At 61.9% G+C, this 19,202-nt stretch carries 24 protein-coding genes; 6 read left to right on the forward strand and 18 right to left on the reverse strand.

The features are described 5' to 3' along the window. Positions 1–2: 2 nt before the first annotated feature. The 15 genes from ACZ6TI_RS40275 to ACZ6TI_RS40345 form a co-directional block, all read right to left on the reverse strand. Entirely contained in the window at positions 3–425 is a 423-nt protein-coding gene (locus ACZ6TI_RS40275; RefSeq protein WP_465350526.1) for a hypothetical protein, read from the reverse strand. Beyond that, positions 422–1,225: a DUF2637 domain-containing protein gene (locus ACZ6TI_RS40280; protein WP_465350527.1), complete on the reverse strand. Its 804-nt coding sequence runs from the start codon at positions 1,223–1,225 to the stop codon at positions 422–424. The genes ACZ6TI_RS40275 and ACZ6TI_RS40280 overlap by 4 nt, the downstream gene beginning before the upstream one ends. After that, complete coding sequence (locus ACZ6TI_RS40285) at positions 1,222–1,512, reverse strand: hypothetical protein (RefSeq protein WP_465350528.1); 291 nt, start codon at positions 1,510–1,512, stop codon at positions 1,222–1,224. The genes ACZ6TI_RS40280 and ACZ6TI_RS40285 overlap by 4 nt, the downstream gene beginning before the upstream one ends. Then, positions 1,509–1,925 carry an RRQRL motif-containing zinc-binding protein gene (locus tag ACZ6TI_RS40290; RefSeq protein ID WP_465350529.1) on the reverse strand — a complete coding sequence of 139 codons (417 nt, stop codon included), beginning with the start codon at positions 1,923–1,925 and terminating at the stop codon, positions 1,509–1,511. Before ACZ6TI_RS40290 ends, ACZ6TI_RS40285 begins: the two co-directional genes overlap by 4 nt. Then, positions 1,922–2,248 carry a hypothetical protein gene (locus ACZ6TI_RS40295; protein ID WP_465350530.1) on the reverse strand — a complete coding sequence of 109 codons (327 nt, stop codon included), beginning with the start codon at positions 2,246–2,248 and terminating at the stop codon, positions 1,922–1,924. The genes ACZ6TI_RS40290 and ACZ6TI_RS40295 overlap by 4 nt, the downstream gene beginning before the upstream one ends. Continuing rightward, positions 2,245–2,781: a DUF6197 family protein gene (locus ACZ6TI_RS40300; RefSeq protein WP_465350531.1), complete on the reverse strand. Its 537-nt coding sequence runs from the start codon at positions 2,779–2,781 to the stop codon at positions 2,245–2,247. The genes ACZ6TI_RS40295 and ACZ6TI_RS40300 overlap by 4 nt, the downstream gene beginning before the upstream one ends. A gap of 34 nt (positions 2,782–2,815) precedes the next feature. Next, positions 2,816–3,322, reverse strand: coding sequence for a hypothetical protein (locus ACZ6TI_RS40305; protein WP_465350532.1), 507 nt, complete (start codon positions 3,320–3,322; stop codon positions 2,816–2,818). Continuing rightward, the gene (locus ACZ6TI_RS40310; RefSeq protein WP_465350533.1) at positions 3,319–4,197 is read right to left on the reverse strand and encodes an FtsK/SpoIIIE domain-containing protein; all 879 of its coding nucleotides are present in this window, start codon (positions 4,195–4,197) and stop codon (positions 3,319–3,321) included. The genes ACZ6TI_RS40305 and ACZ6TI_RS40310 overlap by 4 nt, the downstream gene beginning before the upstream one ends. A gap of 92 nt (positions 4,198–4,289) precedes the next feature. Further along, positions 4,290–4,667 (reverse strand): hypothetical protein, encoded by a 378-nt coding sequence (locus tag ACZ6TI_RS40315; protein ID WP_465350534.1) that lies wholly within the window; start codon positions 4,665–4,667, stop codon positions 4,290–4,292. 15 nt (positions 4,668–4,682) lie between these two features. Next, positions 4,683–4,895, reverse strand: a complete 213-nt coding sequence (locus ACZ6TI_RS40320) for a hypothetical protein (RefSeq protein ID WP_465350535.1) — start codon at positions 4,893–4,895, stop codon at positions 4,683–4,685. A 14-nt stretch (positions 4,896–4,909) separates the two neighbouring features. Beyond that, positions 4,910–5,830 (reverse strand): hypothetical protein, encoded by a 921-nt coding sequence (locus tag ACZ6TI_RS40325; protein ID WP_465350536.1) that lies wholly within the window; start codon positions 5,828–5,830, stop codon positions 4,910–4,912. Positions 5,831–5,923: 93 nt separating this feature from the next. Beyond that, positions 5,924–6,199, reverse strand: a complete 276-nt coding sequence (locus ACZ6TI_RS40330) for a hypothetical protein (protein WP_465350537.1) — start codon at positions 6,197–6,199, stop codon at positions 5,924–5,926. Between the two features lie 124 nt (positions 6,200–6,323). Next, positions 6,324–6,503, reverse strand: a complete 180-nt coding sequence (locus ACZ6TI_RS40335) for a hypothetical protein (RefSeq protein WP_465350538.1) — start codon at positions 6,501–6,503, stop codon at positions 6,324–6,326. A 25-nt stretch (positions 6,504–6,528) separates the two neighbouring features. Further along, complete coding sequence (locus ACZ6TI_RS40340; RefSeq protein WP_465350539.1) at positions 6,529–6,954, reverse strand: DUF3307 domain-containing protein; 426 nt, start codon at positions 6,952–6,954, stop codon at positions 6,529–6,531. 255 nt (positions 6,955–7,209) lie between these two features. Further along, positions 7,210–7,530 (reverse strand): hypothetical protein, encoded by a 321-nt coding sequence (locus tag ACZ6TI_RS40345; protein WP_253237660.1) that lies wholly within the window; start codon positions 7,528–7,530, stop codon positions 7,210–7,212. A gap of 210 nt (positions 7,531–7,740) precedes the next feature. On the opposite strand from ACZ6TI_RS40345, the gene ACZ6TI_RS40350 reads away from it, so the two are divergent. The 3 genes from ACZ6TI_RS40350 (at position 7,741) to ACZ6TI_RS40360 (ending at position 11,498) form a co-directional block, all read left to right on the forward strand. After that, positions 7,741–8,829 (forward strand): hypothetical protein, encoded by a 1,089-nt coding sequence (locus tag ACZ6TI_RS40350; RefSeq protein WP_465350540.1) that lies wholly within the window; start codon positions 7,741–7,743, stop codon positions 8,827–8,829. Further along, positions 8,816–9,979 (forward strand): hypothetical protein, encoded by a 1,164-nt coding sequence (locus ACZ6TI_RS40355; protein ID WP_465350541.1) that lies wholly within the window; start codon positions 8,816–8,818, stop codon positions 9,977–9,979. The genes ACZ6TI_RS40350 and ACZ6TI_RS40355 overlap by 14 nt, the downstream gene beginning before the upstream one ends. Positions 9,980–10,067: 88 nt before the next feature. Then, positions 10,068–11,498 carry an ApeA N-terminal domain 1-containing protein gene (locus ACZ6TI_RS40360; protein WP_465350542.1) on the forward strand — a complete coding sequence of 477 codons (1,431 nt, stop codon included), beginning with the start codon at positions 10,068–10,070 and terminating at the stop codon, positions 11,496–11,498. A gap of 664 nt (positions 11,499–12,162) precedes the next feature. Here ACZ6TI_RS40360 and ACZ6TI_RS40365 read toward each other — a convergent pair. The 3 genes from ACZ6TI_RS40365 to ACZ6TI_RS40375 form a co-directional block, all read right to left on the reverse strand. Then, the gene (locus tag ACZ6TI_RS40365; RefSeq protein ID WP_465350543.1) at positions 12,163–13,758 is read right to left on the reverse strand and encodes a Shedu anti-phage system protein SduA domain-containing protein; all 1,596 of its coding nucleotides are present in this window, start codon (positions 13,756–13,758) and stop codon (positions 12,163–12,165) included. A gap of 250 nt (positions 13,759–14,008) precedes the next feature. After that, a complete protein-coding gene (locus ACZ6TI_RS40370) occupies positions 14,009–15,196 on the reverse strand; it encodes a hypothetical protein (RefSeq protein WP_465350544.1) in 1,188 nt (395 codons plus the stop codon). Between the two features lie 387 nt (positions 15,197–15,583). Continuing rightward, positions 15,584–16,405: a DUF4231 domain-containing protein gene (locus tag ACZ6TI_RS40375; RefSeq protein ID WP_465350545.1), complete on the reverse strand. Its 822-nt coding sequence runs from the start codon at positions 16,403–16,405 to the stop codon at positions 15,584–15,586. Between the two features lie 244 nt (positions 16,406–16,649). On the opposite strand from ACZ6TI_RS40375, the gene ACZ6TI_RS40380 reads away from it, so the two are divergent. From ACZ6TI_RS40380 to ACZ6TI_RS40390, 3 genes are all read left to right on the forward strand, one after another. Then, positions 16,650–17,042 (forward strand): NUDIX hydrolase, encoded by a 393-nt coding sequence (locus ACZ6TI_RS40380; RefSeq protein WP_465350546.1) that lies wholly within the window; start codon positions 16,650–16,652, stop codon positions 17,040–17,042. A gap of 465 nt (positions 17,043–17,507) precedes the next feature. Further along, positions 17,508–18,074, forward strand: a complete 567-nt coding sequence (locus tag ACZ6TI_RS40385) for a hypothetical protein (RefSeq protein WP_465350547.1) — start codon at positions 17,508–17,510, stop codon at positions 18,072–18,074. Between the two features lie 4 nt (positions 18,075–18,078). After that, the gene (locus tag ACZ6TI_RS40390) at positions 18,079–18,828 is read left to right on the forward strand and encodes a hypothetical protein (protein ID WP_465350548.1); all 750 of its coding nucleotides are present in this window, start codon (positions 18,079–18,081) and stop codon (positions 18,826–18,828) included. Positions 18,829–19,202: the final 374 nt, after the last annotated feature.

A 19,202-nucleotide genomic window follows, 5' to 3' on the forward strand; every position in this document is an offset into this window, starting at 1 on the left:
GGTTAGGCAGCGTTCCGGTTGGCGGTGTGCTGCGGCTTGTGCCAGGGCTGGCAGAGCAGGTGGACGCCGTGGTCGGCGAGGATCGCGGCGAGTGGCTGCTTGCAGATCCGGCAGGACCGGGCGGCGTGCCTGGCCGGGGTCGGCTGGGTGGCCGGTTGACGGGTGATGGTGAGGGGCAGGGTAAAGGTCACCGCGTGTTCGATGACGGTGATGCGGCAGGCCGGGCACCGCTGTTCGCGGGGTACGTGGCGTCCGCAGGCGATGACGGCGGTGTTGTCTCCGGATCGGATGGTGATCGGGTTCCGGCAGGGGCCGCCGGGTGCGACGGCGACGATGGTGCGCCGGGTGTCGTAGGGGTGCGGCTCGGCAGGGTTGGCCGGGCAGATGTGGGTGTAGTGGTGGACGTCGACCTGGATGGCGGTCATCGGACACCGCCGAGGGCGGGTGTGTGGCCGTTGATCCGGGCCGGGGCCGGGTTGTCGATCGTGGCCAGAAGTTGCGCGGCGAGCGCGGGGCTGGTGTTGAGCCGGACGGCGAGCTGGTCGGCGGTGATGGGCTCGGTGGCGGTTTGCCGGTGCTGCACGGTGATCATGCGGGCGGCCGACACGAGCCGGGCCGGGACGTCGGAGGTCGGGTGACCGTCGGTGGTGGCCGGCGTTGCGGTAAGCACGGGTGTGAGCGGCGCGACCGGGTTGCTCGTGTCCGAGTTGTTGGCAGTGGTTGTGTTTGCCAGGGTCGCCGCGCTGCTGGCCTTGATTTTGTTGACGGCGGCGAGAAGTTCCGCGGCTTGTTTCTCGATGGCGGTGAAGTCCGGGCGGATTCGTCCGGCGACGAGTTCAACGCCGATCACGAGGACGACGACCAGGGCGAAGACCATGCGCAATCCGAGGTCGCCAGGGGCGGCGAAATTGACGGTGGACGAGAGCAGGGCTGCGCCGATGAACACGACCATTGCGGCGCGTTTGGCGTCCCTGGCGATGCCGTGGGTGCGGACGACGATAAGCATGGACACCATCGCGGTGTCGAAGATCGCCGGTGGCAGGTAGGCGAAGAGGCCAGCGCCTTTGCCCGCGAGGTAGTGGGCTTGGTGCAGGTAGCTGGTGACGAGCGCGAGAATGAGGGTGGCCCGGTTGTAGCGCTTGACGCTGTTGATGGCTTTGAGCATGTTCGGCACCGCGCTTTTGGCGTACTCGGTGGCGAACTGTTCGGTGAGATTGTTGGTCATCGGAGGCCTCCGTCGTTGGTGAGCGGGAGGACGGCGGTGATGCCGTTGCATTGCGAGCACCAGACTGCGGCGTAGCCGTCGCCGAGCATCTCGTTGATGCGGTCGTCGAGGGTTTCCCACTCGGCCGGGAACAGTGAGGTATCACCGCATTCGCCGCACCAGGTCTGGGTGGGGCAGAGACGCAGGACGGGCCCGAGTTCGGGGTGGATGCCGACGGGAGTCATGCCGTCGACGCACCACAGGCAGTGCGGTGCGGTTTCCGCGTCGTGCCTGTCGAAAAGACTCATCGGGGGCCTCCGGGTTCGCAGATCAGGCAGGCGCCGGTGGAGCGTGGGATGTAGTAAGGCCGGGTGGTGCCGCAGTGGCGGCAGGTGCGGCGGGCGAGGAGCATCTTGGCGATTACGGCCATTTGGGCCGGGGTGGCGACGCGCTTGGGTGCGGCGAGGTCGCGGCGGTAGAGGTGCGCGATGCGGATCTGTCGGCGGTGCCGCCACAGGATTTGCGCGACGGGGTCGTATCCGTTGGGGCACAGGCCTTCTGCCCGCAGTTGACGGCGAGTGGCCAGGTTGTCGGGGGCGTAGCGAAACGGGAAGGTCGGGAAGCCGTAGCGGCTGCCGGTGGGGTCGTAGAACTCGACGCGGATGCCGGTGCGCTGGCCGAGCGCTTCGAGGAACTCGTTGCTCAGGGCCGATGCGGTCATTGGTCGTCGCCTCCCCAGCGTTGTTGGGCTGCTTGGCGGCTGATGCCGAGGCGTTGGCCGATTTCGGCCCAGGAGTAGCCGTGGCCGCGAAGGCCGATGACGGCTTCGCCGATGGCGTCGTCGAGCAGGGAGGACAGTCCGACCATGTCGGTGAGGGCTTCGACGTCGCCGGTGGCGACGCGCTTGGCGTAGGCGCGGATGATGCGCCGGACGAAGGCGGCGTATTCGTCGTTCTCGACGACGTCGCGGCGGCGTGGCTTGGGTGGCCGGCTGTCGCCGGATGAGTGGAGTGTCAAGGCTTGGTTGACGTAGGACAGGCTCACCGGGCACCGCCGGTGGGGTGTGCACGGTCGTAGTCGTTTGCGGCGTCGTTGAGCGCCTCGATGACTTCGGTGACGGTGCGGCCTTGGTCGTCGTTCCAGTCGCCGATGACGTCGATCGAGCTGATCGTGTATGCCTCGGAGGGGTCGGGTCCGCCGTTGAGGAAGTCGGCGAGGATCCGCATGGCTCGCATGGCGGCGGCGATCTCGGGGTCTTCTTCGTCCTCGGTGAAGAACGTGTCGGTGACGCATCGGCCGCATGCGGCGGTGAGGATTGCGCCGGAGGCGCAGGCGGGCATGAACGGGCCATCGGTGTTGTCGAGGTACTCGAAGAACTGGCCTTTGGTCCAGCCGTGGTTGGTGAGGTAGAGGGCGGCACCGCGGAGCAGCTCAGGCGGTGTCATGGCGGTGTCGTTGTCGGAAATGGGCAGCGTGTGGGTAGCCTTCACGGCAGCCACGTCCTTTCTTCGGATGGGCGTTCGGTGAGGGACAGGACCGGTCGTTGCTGCCAGGCGTGGGCCGGTCCTGTCGTCCATTGGGTCTATGCAGTTGTGGTGTGGGCTCTTTGTTTCAGCAGCCGGGGCAGTGCCGACGGCCGGAGGAGCTGCGGCGTGCCGCGAGGGCGGCGAGGATGGCCACCAGGGCCAGGACGCCGAGGATCAGACCGGCGTGTGTGGTGACGAGTTCGACCAGCTGGCCGAGCAGGTGAGCGGCTGCGGCGAGCAGCCCGGCGAGCGCGCCGGAGACGGCCAAGGCGATGGCGGCGACGCGGGTGTGACGGGGCCGTGGTGGCACCGGTGTGCCGAGGGTGGAGGCGAGCGGTCGGCCGGCAGGCCGGTATCCGTTCGGGAACGGCGTTGGCGCGGTGTCGTGGATGACGTTGCGCAGGCGCAGCTTGACTGCGGCGTCGGCGGGTCCGATGGTTTGGGGCGCGGTGGCGTGCACCAGGGTGCCGTTGTCGACGTGCAGGGCGATCAGTGCTTGCAGGTCGGTGAGCGGTCCGGTGATGTAGAAGTCGCGGGCGTCGCCGTGGGCGCCGACGATCCGGGATTTGATGGGTGTGGGTCGGGTGTTCATGCGGCCATCTCCCATTGGTTGGTGGTGGGTGGTGCGGGGGTGGTGATGCCGGACGGGCGTCGCATCCAGGCGGCGTAGTCGGCGATGGCGTAGATGTCCTCGTCGGACAGCCAGGCGGCTTTGATCCGGCGGGGGATTCCGCCTTCGGCGAGGAGCCAGGCGGCTCCCCGGTTGTCGGGGTCGATGTCGGTGGCGGAGTAGCCGAGGTCGGCCCAGCCCTGGCCGAGGATCACGTCCGATGAACCGTTGGTGGTGCAGCGGAACGCGCACCGGTAGCCGAACAGGTCCCGCAGGCTGGCGGGGATGATGTCCCAGGAGGTGCGCTGCGTGGCAGCGATGACGGGCATGCCGCAGGCGCGGCCGAGGGAGACGAGCCCGCGAAGCAGGCCTTCGAATTCCTCTTGCTTGGCTTTGTTGCCGAGCACGGTGGAGAACATGGCGAGTTCGTCGATGATGGTGACGATCACGCTGAGCTGGTCCTCGCGGCGGACTTTGCGCCGGCGCTGCGAGAGGATCCACAGGTAGCGGTTACGGGCGACGGTCAGTAGCCGTTGCAGGACGCTGATAGCGGCGTCGATGTCGTCGCCGATGAACGCATCAGCGCACTGGCGGTAAGGGCCGAGTTCTACGTACTTGGCGTCGAGGAGCACAAGGCGGGTGTTGTCCGACAGGGCCGCCGTCGATGCGGCGAGGTTGACGAGTCCGGATTTGCCGCCGCCGGGTTCTCCGGCGATCAGCAGGTTGCGATAGACGGTGTCGAGCGTTACGTGCTCGCCGAATTCGTTGATGCCAATGAACATGGGATCGAACATCGACATGCCAGGGCCGACAGGCACGCGATCGGTGCCCGGCGGTGAGAGGGCGTTGACGGTCATGGAAGTGGCCTCCAGTAGGCGATAAGCTGCGGAGACCGACGCGGAGGACGCTGGTTGTTGGAGGCCGGTGCGGCCTTCGCGTCGGTTCCGTTCTAGGCAGCGGTGGGTGTGGTGATGGGATCCCAGCCCGCGTTGACTCGCTTCATGCGGCGGCGTTGCGCCTCCTGCACGTAGAGGTTCGCGTTGTAGGTGCAGGTCGAGGCGAGCGTCAGGAGCTGGTGACGCTGGTGGTCGGTGTATCCGTCTCCGGCTGTGCCGGTGGCGTGGTCGTAGCCGTCCTCGAGGAACAGCCGCATCAGCGTTTGCGCCGCGACCATCAGGTCAGCGGCGGTGTGCAGTAGATGCGCAACGAGCTCGCGGTTGCCGCGCAAATAGGCGAGTCGCCACAGGTCGGCGTGGTCGGTGACCTCGCGTGGGGACAGGCAGCCGAGGTGTTCGGGTTGGTTGTAGGGAGACAGGTCGAGGCTCACGGAGTTACCTCTCCTTCAATCGGCGGGGACGCAGGTGTGCTCGCGCTGCGAGCCATGGCAGCCGCAATCGAGGTAGCCGCCGACGTCGAGTACCGGGACGTCGATCGGGCCGATGTCGCATTGGCCTTTGATGAGGTCGGACGAGTTGTGGTCGCGTACGTCCACACCGCGATTGCGTGGACAGGACAGGTCGTCCGGCCGCCCTGGTGCGTTGGAGTCGAGGCTCATGGCGTGATGTCCTCTCAGTCCCAGGGGTCGTCGTCGTAGGTGCCAGCGGTCGCCGTAGCGGTGGCCGGCTTTCTGCCGTTAGCCGCGTTGACGGGCTTGGCGGTGGGGGTGGGTTCGGCCGGGACGTCGGGCAGGTCCAGGGCCGTGGGTAGCTCAGCCGTCGAGACGGATGCCGGGATGTCGTCGTCGGTGTCGACCAGGCTGGGCAGCGTGGAGTTGACCTTCGCGTCAAGCACCTCGCGGCGTTTGATGTCGAACCGCAGATAGGCGGCTTTCCTGCTCTGGCTGGCGAGTTCGACCAGGGCGGAGGTGGCGTGGCAGGTGACCGCGATCTCGTCGAGGCGGTCCTGCAATTTCTTCAGGGACAGTCCGGGCCGCAGGTAGACCCAGACGCGTTCGCCGACCGGGGTAGGGCGTGCCCACAGGATCAGCGGGAGGCTGCCGGACTTGTTGGCGATGATGAATTGGGAGAAGCACACCCGCAGGCGGTGCCGGACGATGGCGCACCAGGCGAGTGCGACGACGCGGCGGCGGATGGCCGGCACTGCGGCCGGGACGCCTACCAGGGGTGCCAGGATGGCGAGGGTGACCACGGCCGGGGTGGCGTTCGCAAGCGCGATCCACCCGTAGGTGAGGCCGATCCCTGCGGTGATCTCGAACGACCACCACCAGAGCAGGCGCAGGACCGGCCAGATGCGTACGAGCGTCCACACCAGGCTGCCGCTGACAGCGGCGATCGGGGCGGCGAGCAGGAACGCGAGGACCGGGTGCGTGTGGTCGGAGGCGACCGTCATGGCGAGTACGCCGACGACGATCGCGGTGATGATGAAGGCGAGCCGGGCGTTACGCGCGGAGGAGCGCTGCACCTTCAGCTCGATGACGGGAACGGTGCCGGAGCTTCTGCCGAGACCGAACGCTCGGGTAGATTTGGACACGACTTGTCCTCCCTGCGAGGGGTTGGGTGGGTTGGGAAGGCGTGGGGCCGGAAGGTTGGTAGCCGGTACCGGCCCTACGCGTTAACCGCGAGTTCAGGGGACTTCGTCGGGAAAGAAAGCAACGCCGGTGCGCGTGCCGTACTCGTAACGCATTCCAGCAGCTTCTTCGCGAGCCCTGTACCATTCGTCGACAGTGCGATTCCACCTATCCCGGATCTCGCTGTCGCCGGGGTGACGCTCAACTTGGTCGGTCTCGTGCCGCATCCGCTCGGTAATCCGGATAACGGCGGCGTGTGCCTCTCGCACGTTTTCGATTGTCACGTCCGTGTTGATAACCTTGGGATTGTTCGTCATCGTGACCACTTCCATTCAGGTGGGGTCCAATTCGTGCTGCTAAGAGCACCGATGAACAAGGCGGTAACCCACGGGTTGGGAAGGTGGGGTCGGAAGGTTGGTAGCCGGGTAGCGGCCCTACGCACTTATCTCGGAGGAACTATCTGTTGCCGAGTCGGTTGAGTCCGGCCGCAATGAGCTGTTTCATGAGCTGCGTCGCGTAATTCTGACCCGCCACAATCCGGATCATGTCGATCGTCCTGGCGGCGGAGTCTCCGTCCTTACGGGAGATGTCGTCTTGGAGTTGGCTCAACAAGTTGACGAGGGCAGCCTCGTTCATGGCGTGAGTCCTTTCCGGGAGGCATTCAGAGCCAGGCGATAAGCAGCGCTGCCGCCCAGAGGCAGCCGTAGTGCAGGGCTTGATCGGCGAGGTGCATGCCGCAGATCGGCGACATGCGGTCCGCGAACGCGGCGGAGCCGGTGTGCTGGAGGATCCAGCGGACCGGCCAGCGCCGGTCGAGGAAGGCGTGCGTGAAGGCGGAGAAGCCGAGACCGGCGATCAGGCCGGTGACCGTGAGCGGCACGTCGAGGGTGACGGCCGTGACGATCAGCATCACCAGCGCGGTGGCGTGGTAGGTCCCGACGTGGATCAGGAGGTGACGCCAGCCGTTCAGACCGGGTGCGGCTTTGGCGTTGGCGTCGGTATCGGTCTGCACGATGTGGTCCGCGAGCTGGTGTGCGGCCACGAGAGTCGCCATCGCGACGGCGAAGACGAGAGCTGAAGTGGACATGGTCAACCGCCCCCTATTGGGGTTGATGGGTTGGGAAGGCGGCGAGGCCGGCAGGAATCGGTAGCCGGTACCGGCCCCGCGCCACACTTCGGAATTGCTACGGCCAATTGGTGGCCGGGTGGTCCAGGACGCTGGCAAGACCAGCGATGGTTCCTGGGCCGTCACAGGTGAATCAGTTGGAGAATGCGACCGCGAAGGGGTCGAAGGGTTTGCCACGGACACTGTGGCTTGGGTGTTCCGGTGTTGCTGGAAGTGCTACTTGCTCGCCGAGGTACTCGTCAGGGGCTTCAGCGACGCCGCGCGGAACGCCGTGCCGTTACGACCGTTGGTAGCCCATGCCTTGGCCTCCAGCGCCTCGACAGCGACGAACTGACCAACCTCCACCGACGGAATCTCTCCTACCGTGGTGACGTTGATGACTTCGCCGCCCGTCTCGTCGAGCGCGACGACCTGGGTCTGCCACATCGGACGGCCCGTTCCTCTCTCGGACCGCTGGTTGCCCTTCTCGTCCACCTTCGGCTGAGCCTTCTTCGCCACCGTGAACGTGATGCCGGTGGTGTCCACGTAGATCTTCACGAGGGTTCCTCCCTGATAGTGAGCTCGCCCTTCTGGACGACTTCTCTGGAACTGAATCCATCGTCGCTAAGTTCGGAGTCCGTCTCGACTCCGTCTATGTGACACGTCGAATCCTCTGAATATCGGCATGTCTCTTCTATGTCTCTCCGCTGTAGACTCGACGTGTTTCCACACTCGCTACCGAAAGGCCGAACCGTGACGTCGGCGCCTGTGCTGCTGAAGACGCTTCTCCGCGAGCGTCACTGGCAGACCTACCGCACTTTCTGCAACGAGTACGACAAAGCTGCGCGCAACATCGATCAGAGGTTGGTGGGCACTTGGCCGAGCCGGGCCCAGTTGCATCGCTGGCTATCTGGCACCTTGAAAGGCCTGCCATACCCGGATCACTGTCGAATCCTGGAAGGGATGTTCCCAGGGCATTCGGCAGAGGCACTGTTCTCTACAGTCAGCAGCTCGGCTGACGTTCCGCCTGGGTCCGACGCAGCGAAGGTGTTTTCGACAGTGGCAGATAGTCTCGCTGCTTCGGAGAGGAGTCAGGCCGCCGACTGGGACATCGCCGCGAGCCTGTCAAACGCTGCCGCCGGCCCCGACGACGGTCCTTTGCCTGTGCGCATGACGGAACACAGTGCCGGCGTCGAGCCGTTCGCACTGGAAATCGGGCAGAAGCTGCTTGAGTTGCAGAAAGTCTTGCGACTGTCAGCCGAGGAGGTCCGACTGCTTGCCGGTCTCTCCGGCAACGTCGTCGAGCTGTCTGTCAGCCTTGAGATGGAAATTGACGGTGAGGGACGGGCACGGCTCGCATATCGTCATGACCTCCTCAACCTGACAAGTAAGCCAATCACCCGCCTTCCGCGCGAATTGTGGTTTGTCTACACTGACGGCCCGCTCGTCATCGAGCCCATTTCTGACGGACGACGACGCGTAGCAATACAGCGCGTCCACGACACTCCGACACTTTCAAAGTTCGCCTGCCAAATTTCCCCAGCCATCCAGCCAGGCGAGACAGGGGTTGTCGGATACGAATGCACAGGCGGGCTCTTCAAGGAACTTCTCTACTGGCGGCAATCCATTCAGCGGTATACCCGCCACTTCACGATCAGGCTTCGTCATCAGAAAGCCGGTGCCCTGACCAGTTGTTCAGCCGTGGAAGAACACCCTGACGGCTCCGAGACGTTCGCAGCGGAAGACCTGTTGTGGGACTACGAGGGCGATGACATCGTAATCACCATGGCCCGTGACTACCTGCGCCCGAACCAGTGTGTGACGCTCAGATGGGACGTCCAGCGTGCGGCTGCGTGATGAAGTGGAAGCTGCTGTCCGCTCGTGGGATGCCTACGAGCGCAACCGCGGCTCGGTGCCGGTCATCGACTACGACTGCCACCCGCTGACTGAGCCGGTTGAGGCCGCTCACAGCAGGCTCGAAGTGTTGCAACGCCTGCAAGCACTGGACGTTGACACCGGAGACGCGGCCGGTGAAGAACGTGTCCGCGCTCGGCTCAGCGGCGACATCGCATACCTGCGTGCCCTACTGGGTGAGCGTGCACCGCTTAAGGACTACATCAGACGCACGCAAGGCTGCCTGTCCGAGAGTTGGTCCTCGGACTACGTGGCTTCGCGGGCGGAACTAGCGCGAGCCGCCGTCGAGGCGGTGGGTGTTCGGTGGGGTGCCAACACCCTGACGGAGCTCGCGTCACGCGAGGGCCGGCTCACGGTTGAGCAAGCGCCAGACGCCATCCGACGGGCAGCTACGGACCTTGAACCAGTCGTGCGGAAGCTAACTGGCACAGACGCACCGTTCAACCTCAACATCGAGTCCGCGAACATCGACGCCTACTGGGCCTACTGGTTGGACGGCAGCGGCTCCAATGCCCGACTTCGGCTCAATCTCCGACGAGCACAGTTCACCGAGGTTCAGGCGCGGGTCTTTGCACTGCACGAGGTGCTCGGGCACGCTCTCAAAGGAGCAAGCTATTCAGCGCGATGCAGCGAAGCCGATGTGCCATGGGTGAGACTTCTTTCCGTACACGCTCCACAGCAGGTCCTCATGGAGGGCCTGGCCCAGGCGCTGCCCATGTTCGTCGTGCCGGACGACGACGAGGTGATTGCCAGAACTCGGCTGGCACACTTCGGCCAGCTGGTGATGGGCGAGCTGCATCAAGCGATCAATGACGGTGCTTCGATTGAGCACTGTGTGCAGTTCGCGCGTTCCTGGGTGCCTTACTGGACTGACGAGTCAGTAGGCGACATCCTGCATGACCGTTCGGTCAACCCACAGCTGAGAAGCTACTTGTGGTCCTACGCAGCTGGCATCGATTGGTTCGTCAATCTTGCCGAAGCCGGGGGAGCAGCCGCAGCCGAATTGCTGAGGGCGGCGTACAGGGATCCGCTCACGCCGACGGACCTAGAAGCTATCTGGCCCGATGGCCCGAAGGTCGGCGGAGGGCTGTAGCCCTCCGTGCTTGCAACCCTCGCATAGCTTCCTCCAGGGTAGCCGCGCGGTCCAGGACGTCCCGCAACCCCACGGCAGGGAGATCGACATGGAGCGCATCGATCAGCTGGGCATATTTTGGCTCGCTCAGGATCCCGACGACACCCTGTCTGGCCGGCTCATCTTCGACCCAGCCGATCACGCAGTACAGCTGACACTTATTGGTGCCTTCAATGCAGAATCGGAGGACGGGTCGGATCTGCGCATCTTCGGCTGGATCGGCTCGGATCCGATTACGATCGAGAACGCATATCACGCTGGGAGAAATGAGCGGGTACCCGGCCTGTCCGAGAGTCTGTACAGGGCCAATGGGCTACTTAGAGGTCATCATCTGCAAGATGGTCAACTCTACTTTAGGTCGGCTCGCTTTGTCTTGGCTGACTTGGATACTTGGCTAGGAGCCAACGATACCAAGTCCGACCGCGTCACAGACGACAGCGGAAAAATCGTTTACAAAATTGACTACGCGTTGCCAGGAGCCAACCTGGCTAGATTCTCACGCGGCACCGTATCCATGGTTTTTGGTGCAACATTTGAAAAAGGGCCGGGCGGAGGAGTCGCCATCAAGCAAAACTCAGCCGTCCGTATCGACTACGACAATGACCAAACCTTTAGCGTCATACGAAGAGACGTGAGCCGAATACAAAGCCTTGTGATTCTATGCACTGGAGCGTCAACCATCCTGGATAGCTTCAGCGTTAGTCGACCAGACATTAAAGCAAGAATGCTCGATGGTTCAGAACCAGGACCTGCCAAGCACATCGATGTGCTCGTAGCACCGATCAACTACGTGACCGAGGCGGAGCGTAGGCGGCAACCCGTACATCGGATGCTCCTGACGTACGGGGAGCTTGGCGGCACCGTAGCGGTGGCGCGCTGGATCGATCAGTCCGAAGTATTCGAACGACCGCTCGAATACTTCGTGGCAATCAGAATAGCAAAGCAGATGTACGCACAGAATCGTTTCCTCAATGTTACATTCGCAGCGGAAGCCTTCCATCGTTTAACCGTAGGCGGTAGTCGGAAGGACGATGACGAGTTCCGACGAAAACTCGCCGAGTGCGTCGACGCATCGCCGGAGCAACATCGAGAGTGGCTAGAAGCGGAACTTGTTCACAACAATGAGCCGACGCTGCGGCAGCGCTTGGTCGCGCTGGCGAAAGAGGCCAGCTCTGCTATGCGTCCGATCATCGGCAACGGCGACCAGAGATCCCGCTGGGCGTTCATTGCTTCGCAGGTGCGCAACGAGGTAACCCATATTGGATCGCGGTCTCAAGAAATCGACGGCGAGGATCTGTTTTTTCTCACTGAGTCGGTCTACGACACGGTCAGAATATGCATGCTTCTCCGTACCGGAGTCTCACCAGACGTACTTGAGCGCAAATCTGCAAATTACGCCGCCACGTGGTACAAGGATCGCTTGTGGGAAAGGGTCGAAAAACTTCGCAAAGCCTTGACGCCAAAATCTCCTGCGAGTTAGCGAGAAGCTCTGGCACCCTCCATGCAGAGCCCCACTTGCCGGATTCCGCGCTCGGTCTCAACTGGCTTGAGTTGAGGCCGGGCATTGAGGGTCGGGGCACGATGCCGAGGCACGATGTCGGGGCACGATCTTGTTCAAACTTTCTGTACGTCTTCAAGGCGGCCCGAAACGGGCCGCTAACTCCGTCGCCGAGGGCAGCGCACCGCCGCCCGCTAGGGATGCGGGCGGCGGCACGCTAACCGCTCCCCGGCGACACTCGTGGAGAGCGTAAGAGAGTCGGGCCTGCCGAAGGACTGACGAAAGCCCCGGTGCGGGGATTCGGCGTGGCGGCCGACCGGCACGGCCTGGGCGACGCGGCCGAGCTGCCTGCGCCTAGCCGTAGTGCGCAGACAGGCTGAGAAGGTGGCTACCGTTACTGCGCCTCCGGCGGGGGCACTCCGGCTCCGGGATGGCCGCGCACCCCGTCACCCTCGCCCCGGGCAGAGCCGAGCAGAGCCCCGCCGGCGCCCACCGGCCTGGGTGCCTATGTCAAGGCCATCTTGACGCGGCGGGCACCGGCGGTGCCCCGCTCCCAAGATGGGCGGGTCGAGGGTGACGGGATGGCTTGGTGCGTCCATGAGTTGATTCGACTGCGTAGCTTCTGCCTTTGACCGGTAGCGTCAACCTAGGAGGATGCCTCTAGGTTCGTTGTCTTGGCGCTCACATCTTCCACGAGCAGAGAACGGACGGCGGTGCACCTATCAACTAGGTCATCGAACGTAAGAATCGTAATACGACCACCAAAGGTGCTGTTCCGCCATGACAGGCGGACGCTGTTCTTCTCCGTAAGGGATCCACGGCGGCCCATCACAACTATCCCGCGCGGCCGTCTAATTCCCGGCAGCTTCGCCCTGGCATACGATGAATGCTCATCGAGCCATGCTAGCCAGTCTTGTACTTGCTGTTCGGCGTGCACAAGTGCAGCGGTTGGATTTCCCGATCGGGTGTAAAGTGAGTGGGTGCTGGCTTCGATCTCTACCACGTCGATCGAACCGTCCAACAGCTCAAGCGCATAGTCGGTCTCGAAGTCACTGCCGAGCTTATGTTTAGGTATCACTCGGCTGTATTCTGTGCCGAAGAGAATTGGATTTCGAGTAAGGCACCGCTGGAGGTCGTGCTCGTTCCTATTAGTATTCCTTAGGAGTTCGCCAAGCTCGCGCAATGCTGTATCAATACGCGAGATTGCAGCTTTGGCCTTCGCTGTCGCGAGTTGTTCGCGTCTAAGGTCGTTCAGGGCATACTCTAGCTCAAAGGGCTGCACGACTCCCCTGAGGACTTTGTGGTTCGAAGTGGAATCGCGGAAAAAGCTATCAGCAGGCTTGAGTGTGACTTTACTACCATCGTCATTCGTAAATCTCACTCCGTCCTCCCGCAGGCTGCTGTAAATGCGGCTCAGCTGCTCCGCCTCCGCTGACGTATTGGGAACGATTGGCACGTCAGCCATCATCGTCTGAAACAGCCAGCCCTTAATCGTATTGTCGTGCGCAGTGATGAACTTCGTCATAGGGGCAAGAGTCTGCATGAGCGTATTCGGATCCACGACCCAGCCGATCGGGCACAAGAAGTACTTTCGATCGTCAGTCATTCCAAAAACGACTTCTTTTGCGATCCGAAAAAACCAAAGCATTGCCCGGTCCATCTCGTCATCCGGGTTGGAAGTGGTGGTATCCGGGATCAGATCCTCATGTCTAACGATGGGCAAATTCCAACCCCGAGAAATCCATTCGGATATTCTGTCAATATCGGCAGGAATATCCGCCCGACGCTGTATTTCAACCTCAAGATACTGGTCCTCGTTGACCTGCGGGATGGAGTACTCCAACGGGCCTTGTTGTTCCAACTCGGCCATTGCGGCGTAGAGCAGTTGAGCGACAGCAATTATCTGATCGCTGTAATGCATTAAATCTTCGGGTTGCTCGACCTGCTGACTACGAATCCTGGAGGCCAAGGCGCGCATGTTTTTTGCAATGCCATGGCTTGCGCCTAGAGCTTCGATGGCCGCGGCTTCCACCCGGTCCGTCCATGCAAAAAAGTCGGCAATAGACCAACCGGTAATTGAGGCTTCGATCTCAGATGCAAGATCGCTCAACATTGCAGCCGACGGTGTTCCATTCATACCATCCAGGCTAGTGCCAGCAACGCCGTCGGTGGGCGACGGTGTCGTGTCGCCCCGATCGATGCATGGTAGGTGGGTGGCGGACGAGTCGGACGGTACGAGCATCCAGGCAGTCTGGCCGGGTCACCTGCTGGGGCTTCACGTTGAGTCATTGCATCTACCAGGCGTCGGACAGGGCGCAGCCGACTCTGACAGCAACGGTGACAGCAACCGGCCCGGATCATGACGACCAGGCCGACACGGCGACGAACGTTGGTCCGAGGTCGCAGCCACGCACGGACGGCCTCGGACGAGTCGCCCAGGTCTTACAAGCGAGGGGTCGCACGTCGAAACCTGCCGTTGTCCATCAAGTCCGTTACTCGCGCTCGTCGTGCCGATACGAAAAAGTGAGAGCTTTCGGCAAGGATGTTCTTATATCGGAAAGTCTTTCATTGATCCAGTCCTTGACTTCTGGGTAGTACGTTGCCCAAAGGCGATAGGCGCGTCTGTTTGTGAGTAATAGGCGTGGCTTCAGGTCCGCAAGGTTGTTTTCGACTATCGAACTCAAGTCCATGTACCCTATTTGGACGTCATGGATGATATCCGGCCGAGCAAGAAGTTCGACGTCATTACCTTTCCCGTCCACTAGAAGGTAGACATACAGCGACTCGCCGGCACGCACTGGCGCCGTCAACACCGTCACGGAGTCAGCCGTGTTTTCGACGCAACCTTCAACCACCGTGCGCTCACCGGATGCATGGCCCCGGTAGGTTCGCGCCCAGGCTACCCTTGAGTCTTTCCAGCGAAAGATGAGCGGCGGGTCGAGCTTGACTCGCTCAGCATCGCCAATTCGTTCGAGCACAATTGTCACGATTTTTGCGTTTCGGGCGCGTCCGCGGTCAATTGCACACTCGAAGCCTTCGGTGAACGTCTCATCGGGAGAAATTAACACTGGCATAACCATGAACTTGGCGTCAATAGGCCCGGGGTCGGGCCATTCATCCACCCGTGCATGTGTTAACGACGTCACCTGAAATTGGGATCTAAGTGTGTGGCGGACAGGCTGAAGATGAAGAATGCGCTCCACTCCCGCGATACGAGCTGTTACTTCGGGCTCTGCTGGAGTTCCATCCACCACTAGCATCAGGTTTATCTGGTCACCCGGATTAAGAAGCATGGGCGCAAATTCCATACAGGCCCCATCCACTTTTAAACCTTCGGGAGCATCTAGTAGATCTACGGGATCCCAACTGACACTTCCGTGACAGATCCACGCGTTATCTCCAAAGGACACCTTAAGCGGGCCGCCGAAGTCTTCACGCCTGATGGGCGCTCGGCCTGTATTCTCAATCCGTAGCACGTGAAGAGTCGGAAAGACCAGTGGCAAACCGGAAACGAAGACCTTCATTTCGTCCTTGACGAATTCAACTTCCGGCAACACCATATACCGCCAAAACCCGGTGTAGTGCAGACGCTTGAAGGTAGTGCTTTGTTGGCTTCGGAGGGTGATGTACGCAATGTAGGCAGCGCCGAGAGCTATAGCGGACGTCACAAGAAGTTCCAATTCTCCACTCCCCACTCGCAATGATCCAATTCGTCGCTTGCTACGGCCAATTGACATCATCCACAAGTCTTCATTCTCCCCGTCGGAGGCCAGCCGGCAAGGGACACCTTCCCGAGGGCAGCACTGGTGACGTCGGAGTCCCAGCCGTGGGTGACTAACTGGGTGACGATCAGGACGGACACCGGCGGACGAACGCGGATGCTGGAGGACCCTTCAGCCCAGGCCAACGGGCGTAGAGCAGCAGGTCGATGGCCCGGATTTGTTGCCTGGGGGTCAAGGGGTCGTGGCGGATTCGGTCAAGACTTTTCCCAGGTCAAGCGGCTCGCGGCAAGCGGAATTAAGAATCTAAGGCCGCCAGACTCGACATCCCGCAGGATGACAGGACTGCTATGGAGACGAGGCGGTCTGGCCGGCAGGATTTGTCGACGCCCGGTCTGCCGACTGCTCGAGTTGAAGCTCCCGATTCCGCTGCTCCTCTTTGAGCGCCTCCACCCGTTCGGCGAAGACCCGCATGGCTTCAGTGTTATCGGATGTTAGTTCGCCGTAGTCGTGAATCCGTAGTTCTACGGCGTTGTATTCTTTTTCGATTGCATTTGCAGTTTGCTGCAAGTTGAATCCCCGTTCTCTGAACTTGAAGTAGCTGCTCAGCCCGGCCGATGCGCTAACGAGGATGCTTAGAACGATAGTAATCCAGTTAACTGGATCGGGAGAAGCCATCGCACTGGTCAAACTAGTAACTAAGATTGATCCGAGAATGATAATTGCTTGAAAGATATTGTGTACTCTTCTGTTGCGCGCCGCTGCTTGTCGCGCTTCTTCTACGTAGTCCCAGGATTCACTTTTGTAGCGTTCCCTACTGCTCTCGAAACTTTCGGCGCCGGCAGGTGCTGCTACTCCCTTTCGATTTCGACGCCACGCCCGTATTTGACGAAGCTCGGATCGAACCGAAAAAACTGCGTCTCTCTGAATTTTCAACAGGATGCCGGACGTGATTAGTGAAACTCCGGCTACTCCGAGGAACCATGCTTGCGTTGTCCGTGAAAAGGACCCAAGGCCAGCGATAATAAGCCAACCGAAGACCACCGTAAGGGCAAGACTTAGCACCACCCACGACGCGATGACTTGGAAATAGAATTGGGCCTTCTCGAGCTGCCCCTCGACCTTGGCAATTCGCATGTCAGGGTCTTGATGCTCACCCCGGTCGGTCACTCCGCCTCCCTAGGGCAGTCGCACAACGCACCCAAACAGGCACGCTCCGTATTGGAGATTACCTATATGCACGCGATGGCTCTACGCGACGAACTGTCGTCTATTTGTCAAGCAGGCGAAGCAAGGACTTCGTGATGGGTTCTGGGACGAACCTACTTAGGTGACCATGGGTGACGCAGTCTCTGGCCGCCACGGACGGCGGTGGAAGGCCCGACAGCGATCCGCCTGCACCTATCCTTGATGCGTGACCGCGCAGGCCTGGGTAGCCGCCGCCGTTGTGCCGCACAACGGCCGAGTCCTGCTGGTTCGACGGCGAGAGACAGGAGGCCGGCTCTCTTGGCAGTTCCCTGCCGGAAAGATCGATTCCGGCGAGTCCGCTGATAGGGCAGCGGTGCGCGAGGTTCTGGAGGAGACCGGCGTTGCCGTGCAAGCGGTCCAGGTCTTGGGTCAGCGCGTCCACCCTGACACTGGCCGAACGATGGTCTACGTCGGCTGTGACTTTGTCAGCGGAACGGCGCACGTTGCGTCCGAGCGCGAAATCGCGGAGGTGGTTTGGTGCAACCGGTCCGTCATCAGTCTCTACATTCCGTACCCGCTGTACGGTCCCGTGCAGGACTACCTGGCCGACGCGATCTAGGCAGAGCGATCAGCCTGGGTGACTAACTGGGTGACAACGGAGGTCTACGGCGACGGACGACCACGGACTCTCGCGGACTGTTGTGCCTGGTCAGATGTGCTGCTGCCACTGGTGAATAGGCCAAGATCGTTCCTTGACACGGAAGAGGTCACTGGTTCGATCCCAGTATCGCCCACCGGCTCAAAGGCCATGTCCGACCTCGGACATGGCCTCTTGCGGTTCCTGAGCGACTAACTGAGTGACTGAGAAATCCCGGACGGCCGAGGCTCAGCGCGCAGGTGCGGGACGGACACCCTCGTCGGCCAAGCCGTTGACACGTCTTCGTCAGGCTCGCTCTGACTTACACGGCTCGCTCGGTGCTCTAGGACGCATACCAGCGACATACTGCTATCTGCAATGACTCCGTCGAATGATTCCGGTAACATCGGTCGGCTGTGCACCCACAGGCCGAACAAGGAGACGAGTGTGCCCAACCTGGAGATCGACGCGATGTCGAACGTGCATGATGCATTGGAACCGCTCGATGAGGCGGCACGCGCGCGCGTCCTGCGCTGGGCGGCGGACAAGTTTGGGGCGTCATTGCCCGCTCCAGCTCGCAACGGCTCTGGGACTCCTGCGCGAGGTCTGGGCGAGGGGCAGGAGCCTGAGGATGACGGAGACCTTGATGACGAGGTCGCGCCATCTGGCAGCGGTGCCGGTGCTGGTGCTTCCGGTACGTTCGACCACTTCGCCGAATTGTTCGACGCGGTGCAGCCAAAGACCGAAATGGAAAAGGCGATCACAGCCGCGTACTGGGAGCAGGTGATTCGCGGGCGTACGGAATGGCAGTCGCAGGCGCTCAACAAGGAGCTCAAGGACCTCGGCCACTACGTGTCCACGATCAATAAGGCGTTGACCTCCGGGATGGCCAAGAAGCCTGCGCTGGTTCTGCAGCTGAAGAAGACCGGCGCTGCACGGCAGGGACGGAAGACGTACAAGCTAAGCGCTGAGGGCCTCAAGTTCATCCGCTCCCGCATCTCCCAGAACGTCTGAGCCGATGAGCCTCACCGCTGTGGGTGCACTCGGCGACCTTCCGGCAGGGCTGCGTAAGGATCTGCTCGACGCGTTCAACCAGATCGTCAAGAACTACCGCGAGCGGCGCTGGGAGCCGGCCGAGTTGAACGGTGGCAAGCTCTGCGAGGCGGTGTGGACGGTGGTTCGCGGACGCGTCGACGGGCAGTACGCCGACCGATCGAGCAAGCCTCGTGACCTGCTGAGGGCGTGTCGAGACATCGAGCAGGAGACATGGACCGAGCGATCGGTCAAGATTCAGATCCCTCGCATGATCGCTGCGTTGTACGAGATCCGAAACAACCGAGGCGTAGGGCACGCAGGCGGTGACGTGGACCCGAACCACATGGATGCCACGGCGGTGCTGTACATGAGCAAGTGGTTGCTCGCTGAAGTGATCCGGGTCTTGCACAGAGCCACGACCGAGGAAGCCGCAGCGCTGGTCGAGGCACTGGTCGAACGGCAGGTCGAACTCGTTTGGTCCTCGGGTGACGTGAAGCGCGTGCTCAAGCCGAAGATGACTCTCAAGCAAAAGATGCTCGTCCTTCTGGCGTCCGAGTCGGGCGACGTCAAAGACGTCGATCTTCTGCGTTGGGTAGAAGCGTCAGCCTTGGGCGTATTCCGACGCGACGTTCTCCGGCCTGCGCATAGGGCAAAGCTCATCGAATACGACCAGACGACCGGCATTATCAAGCTCTTGCCGCCGGGGGTCGAAGCAGCGGAAAAGCTGCTGTAGCCGACCGGCTCAGGTTGCCCGCGAGCAACAGCGCGAGATCGTGCAGCAGCATCCGGAGTTCCATGCGACGGCTGCCAGCGCGTGCGATTGGTCGGTCGTCCCGGGAACCGACTCCTGAGCCTCGCCCCTGCCAGATAGAAGAGCCTCTTTGGCAGGTTCGGAGCTTCCGTCGTGGCGCTGCCCGTAGGAGCGAGGACTGACACGTCGGAGTCGAGGCGCGGAACTTCAGCCGTCCAGGACTCGGCGAGTGCCGCAACCGAGCGTGCACCAAGAGGTGATAATCGGTTCCATAATGCTATTCGGAAGTCTTCGGAGAAGACGCTCCTCACGGGCCAACGCTGGGGTGGACAAGCGGTGTCCATCTATTCGGCCCG

The sequence above is a fragment of the Actinoplanes sp. NPDC051388 genome (genome assembly GCF_055586225.1).